This is a genomic window from Nocardia sp. NPDC004718, assembly GCF_053601535.1.
This window is the reverse complement of record NZ_JBSGCA010000117.1, coordinates 1-5111: the sequence shown is the minus strand read 5'-3', so window position 1 is coordinate 5111 and position 5111 is coordinate 1. Positions and strand designations below refer to the sequence as shown.

Sequence of the window (5111 nt, the reverse complement as noted above, 5' to 3'; positions counted from 1 at the left end):
CCGCTGTCGTTCGCGCAGCAGCGCATGTGGTTCCTGAACAAGTACGACACCTCCTCGGCGGCCTACAACCTGCCGATCGCCATCAGGCTCACCGGTCGATTGGATGCGGCCGCGCTGCGGCTGGCGGTGGCCGACGTGGTGCGCAGGCACGAATCGCTGCGCACCCGTTACCCGGCTGTCAACGGTGTCGGCCACCAGTTGGTGCTTCCCGAGTCGACAGCGCCGGACATCGCAGTGCTGTCGGTGCCGGCCGATGAGGTCAGCGGCTGGATCGAAGATTTCGCATCGCGTGGTTTCGATGTGTCGGTCGAGGTGCCGTTGCGACTCGCGGTGCTGAGGGTGTCCGCGGACGTTCACGTGCTCGTAGTGGTTGTGCACCACATCGCGGCTGATGGGGCCTCGATGGCACCGCTGGTCCGCGACCTGATGGTGGCGTATGACGCCGAACGTCGAGGTGTCGTGCCGACTTGGCTTCCTCTGTCGGTGCAGTATGCCGACTACTCGCAGTGGCAACGTGAGATTTTGGGCGACGAGGAGGACCCGGCGTCACTGGCGGCCGCGCAGATTGCATTCTGGCGGTCGAAACTGGCCGGTCTGCCTGAGCGGATCGATCTGCCATTCGATCGACCGAGGCGGACGACGCCGTCCGGGGGCGGCAAGCTGTACTCGTTCACGATCCCGGCGCCGACGCATGATGCGCTGCTGGCGGTGGCGCGGGAGCGTGGGGCGTCACTGTTCATGACGGTGCACGCCGCGTTCGCGGTATTGTTGGCACGGCTGTCCGGCAGTTGGGATCTGGCCATCGGTTCACCCGTGGCGGGTCGTGGTGAAGCGGAACTCGACGACCTGGTCGGTATGTTCGTCAACACTCTGGTACTACGGACGGACATCGAGCCTCAGTGGAGTTTCGAGGAGTTACTGGACCATGTCCGCGAGTCGGATCTGGCGGCATTCTCGCACACGGAGCTCCCTTTCGAGCGGTTGGTCGAGATTCTCGATCCAGTGCGTGCGCCCTCGCATCACCCACTGTTCCAGGTAGCTCTCTTCTTCCAGAACATGCGGCAGGTCGGTCTCGAACTGCCGGATATCACAATCGAGGAGGTGAAATTCGACAGTCAAGTCGCCAATTTCGAGCTGCAGCTGACAGTTGTGCCCACGGAGGAAGGTGAGGCGATGTCGGCCATGTTCACCTACGCAACCGATCTTTTCGACGAGTCCACCATCGCCGGATTCGCGCGGCGCTTCGTGCGGCTGCTCACCGTAGTGGCTGAAAATACGCGAGTTGTCGTCGGTGATGTAGAGTTCCTGACTTCCACCGAACGTGATGTTTTACTGCACCAGCGCAACCGGACTGCTTACGAGTTGGCGTCGAAGTCACTGCTGGCAGGTTATCGGCGAGCTGTGTCGACGGACCCCGACCGTACCGCCGTAATCTACGAGGGACAACATCTCTCGTACGCGGAATTCGATGCTCGGGTCAATCGTCTGGCCAGGTTGTTGATCGCCCGTGGGGTTGGTCCAGAATCGCTGGTGGGTATCGCCATGCGCCGTTCACTTGATTTGGTGGTCGGTATCTACGCGGTGCTGACCGCAGGTGGTGGATACGTTCCGGTGGATCCGGACCATCCCGCGGAGCGGGTGGCCTATGTTCTCGATGTGGCGCGGCCGGTATGCCTGTTGACAACCGCTCGTGACGAATTCGCGTTTTCACATGAATATGCTTGCATCGAAATCGACGCCATCAACATCTCGGACTACAGCGCTGATCGGGTAACCGACGCGGAGCGGCTTGCAACCGTGCATGGCTCTGCGACCGCATACGTGATTTTCACATCGGGTTCGACCGGTCGACCCAAGGGCGTGACCGTCTCTCGTACTGCTATCAACAACCAGCTTGCATGGATGCAAGCGGAGTACCCTCTCGGCCCCGGAGACGTCTATCTCCAGAAGACAGCGGTGACATTTGACGTGTCTCTCTGGGGCTATCTGATGCCGCTGCAGGCGGGAGCCACCTTGGTGGTCGCAACACCAGACGGCCATCGCGACCCGAAATATATCGCGGACACCATTGCGTCGAAACAAGTGACTGTAACGGACTTCGTGCCGTCCATGCTTGCAGCATTCGCCGCACATGCGCCATCAGATCAGTTAATTTCCTTGCGTGATGTATTCACCATCGGCGAGGCGCTGCCTCCGGACACCGTTGCATCCTTCGCTGCCGTCTCGGCGGCAAAGTTGCACAACCTCTACGGGCCTACTGAGGCCGCTGTCTCGATTACCTACTGGCAGACCAGTGGCACCGAACTCACTTCAATTCCGATCGGTAGGCCGCAGTGGAATTCCACAGTTTATGTTCTGGATTCCCGCTTGAATCCGGTGCCCGATGGAGTGGTGGGGGAGCTGTACTTGGCAGGCGCCCAGTTGGCGCGAGGGTATTTGCGGAGACCTGATCTGACCTCAGATCGGTTCGTAGCGAACCCATTCGCGTCGAGTGGTGCGCGGATGTACCGTACAGGTGATCTGGTCCGTTGGACCAGCACTGGCGCGCTGGAATACTTGGGACGGGCGGACTTCCAAGTTAAGTTCCGCGGTCAGCGGATCGAACTCGGTGAGATCGAAACGGTACTGCTCGCCCAGCCTTCGGTGAACCAGGCGGCGGTCGTCGTTTCTGCCGTCCCGGGCGGTGAGCAACTGACGGGATATGTCGTACCAGCTCCCGGCTGGGAATTGAATTCGGCTACACTGCGAGCTGCCGTGGCCGAGCTACTGCCGTCCTACATGGTCCCGGCTAAGATACTGATCTTGGATGCCTTCCCCCTCAACAGCTCGGGTAAATTGGATCGCAGAGGGCTGCCGAGCCCACGGTTCGAGACGCGGGAATATAGCGCGCCAATAGGGCTTCTCGAAGGAAGCGTCGCTTCGGTCTTTGCGGACGTACTGGAGATCGAGCAGGTTGGTCGCGATGATGACTTCTTCGCGCTTGGCGGCAACTCCTTGAGCGCTACCCGGGTCGCTGCCCGTGTCAGCGCCTTGCTGGACGTCCACCTGCCGATTCGGCAAGTATTCGCGAACCCGACGGTTGCAGCTCTGGCTGCATGGGTCGATAGCCAGTCCGTGGACCGTGGACGGCCGCAACTTGTCGCGCGACCGCGCCCCGATGAGGTGCCGCTGTCCATGGCTCAGCAGCGGATGTGGCTCCTCAACAGGTTCGATACCAGTTCGGCCGCCTACAACGTTGTGGGCGCCGTGCGGCTGACAGGTAGCCTCGATCTACAGGCCTTGCGAAAAGCCATCGCAGATGTCGTTTCGCGTCATGAGGTACTGAGAACCTATTACCCACACACATCAAGTGGTCCGGTGCAGGCGCTGATACCGATCGAACAGGTATCGCTCGACGTCGAACCGCAGCTGACCCCAGAATCGGACCTGCTCGACCGTCTGCGCAGCACGGCGTCGCAGGGCTTCGACGTGGTGGCCGAGGTACCAGTGCGAATCGCGCTGTTCGCAGTCGGTTCGAACGAGGACGCCGATCCGTCGGCACGAGACTGTGTCCTTCTATTCGTTGTCCATCACATCGCGGCGGACGGATGGTCCATGACTCCGTTGACACGTGACGTGATGACTGCCTATGTCGCGCGGACCCAGGGGATGGAACCGGGCTGGGAGTCGCTGCCAGTGCAGTACGCGGACTTCGTGATATGGCAACGGGAAGTGCTGGGCTCAGAGGAAGACCACGACTCTCTGATCTCGAAACAACTCGACTATTGGCGTGGCACGTTGGCAGGTTTGCCGGACGAGCTCCAGTTGTCGCCCCGGCGACGACCGGCTGTTGCTTCGTACGAGGCCGGCATCTACAGGTTCGCTGTGTCCAGCGAGGTCGTCCGAGCACTGAACCGTATCGCACATGCGTCGGGTGCCACATTGTTCATGGCGGTGCACACCGCTTTCGCAGTCCTTTTGGCTCGATTGAGTGGTACCCGTGACATCGCGGTAGGTGTGCCCATCGCAGGCCGCGGTGAACGAGTGCTCGACGATATGGTCGGCATGTTCGTCAACACGCTCGTGCTGCGCTCGCAGGTAGACGTGGGTAAGAGTTTTGTCGACCTTCTTGCCGATGTGACTCAGCGTGACCTGGAAGCCTTTGCCCACGCTGATGTTCCGTTCGAGCGGCTGGTCGAGGCATTGAACCCTGTTCGATCTCAGGCTCGGCATCCGGTGTTCCAAGTCATGCTGTCGTACCAGAACCTGGGACAGGCGACATTGGAGTTGCCGGGTCTTGCGGTCTCCGAAGTGCCAATCGACCAGCAGACCGGGAGGTTCGATCTGCAACTGACGGTCAGCGATGGCAATAGCGGTGGCCTGAACGTCGAATTGACTTTTGCGACGGACCTGTTCGACACCGAGTACGCGACAACGTTCGCTCACCGACTCACGCAAGTTCTCGAGGCTGTCACTGCCGAACCCGAGGCGGTGGTCGGTGACATCGAGCTGCTGGATGCCGCCGAGCGCGAGCTCGTGGTGTCCGAGTGGAACGCCACCGCGCACCCGACCGACAGCGGCGCGACGTTGGTGTCGATGTTCTACGACCAGGTCGAACGCACTCCGGACGCGACGGCGGTCACGTTCGAGGGGACGAGTCTGTCCTACGCCGAGTTCTCTTGGCGGGTGAACCAGCTGGCGCGCTGGCTGATCGCGCGCGGCGTGGGCGCGGAATCGTATGTGGCGCTTGGTATGCGGCGCTCGATCGATCTGGTGGTCGGCATGTACGCCGTCGCCGTGGCCGGTGGCTCGTACGTGCCGCTGGATCCGGATCACCCGGCCGAGCGCACGGAATACATCCTCGGCACCGCCGATCCGGTGTGTGTGCTGACCTCCGGTAGCGATCTGGACATCGATACCGCGCAGGTGCGCATCGATCTGCTGGATCTGAAGGGTCTGTCCGAGGCGCCGGTCACCGACGCGGATCGGCGTGCGCCGCTGCGTCCGTCGCACACCGCCTACGTGATCTTCACGTCCGGTTCGACGGGTCGTCCGAAGGGTGTGGCGGTTTCGCATTCGGCGATCGTGAACCGTCTGGTGTGGATGCAGACGGCCTACCAGTTGACCGGCGC

Annotated in this window: 1 protein-coding gene; it reads left to right on the top strand. The window is 61.5% G+C overall.

Going from position 1 to position 5111, the window contains the following annotated elements; genetic code table 11:
* A partial coding sequence (locus tag ACWEH3_RS35620) for an amino acid adenylation domain-containing protein (protein WP_452358495.1) occupies window positions 1-5111 on the top strand: 5111 nt, incomplete at both ends.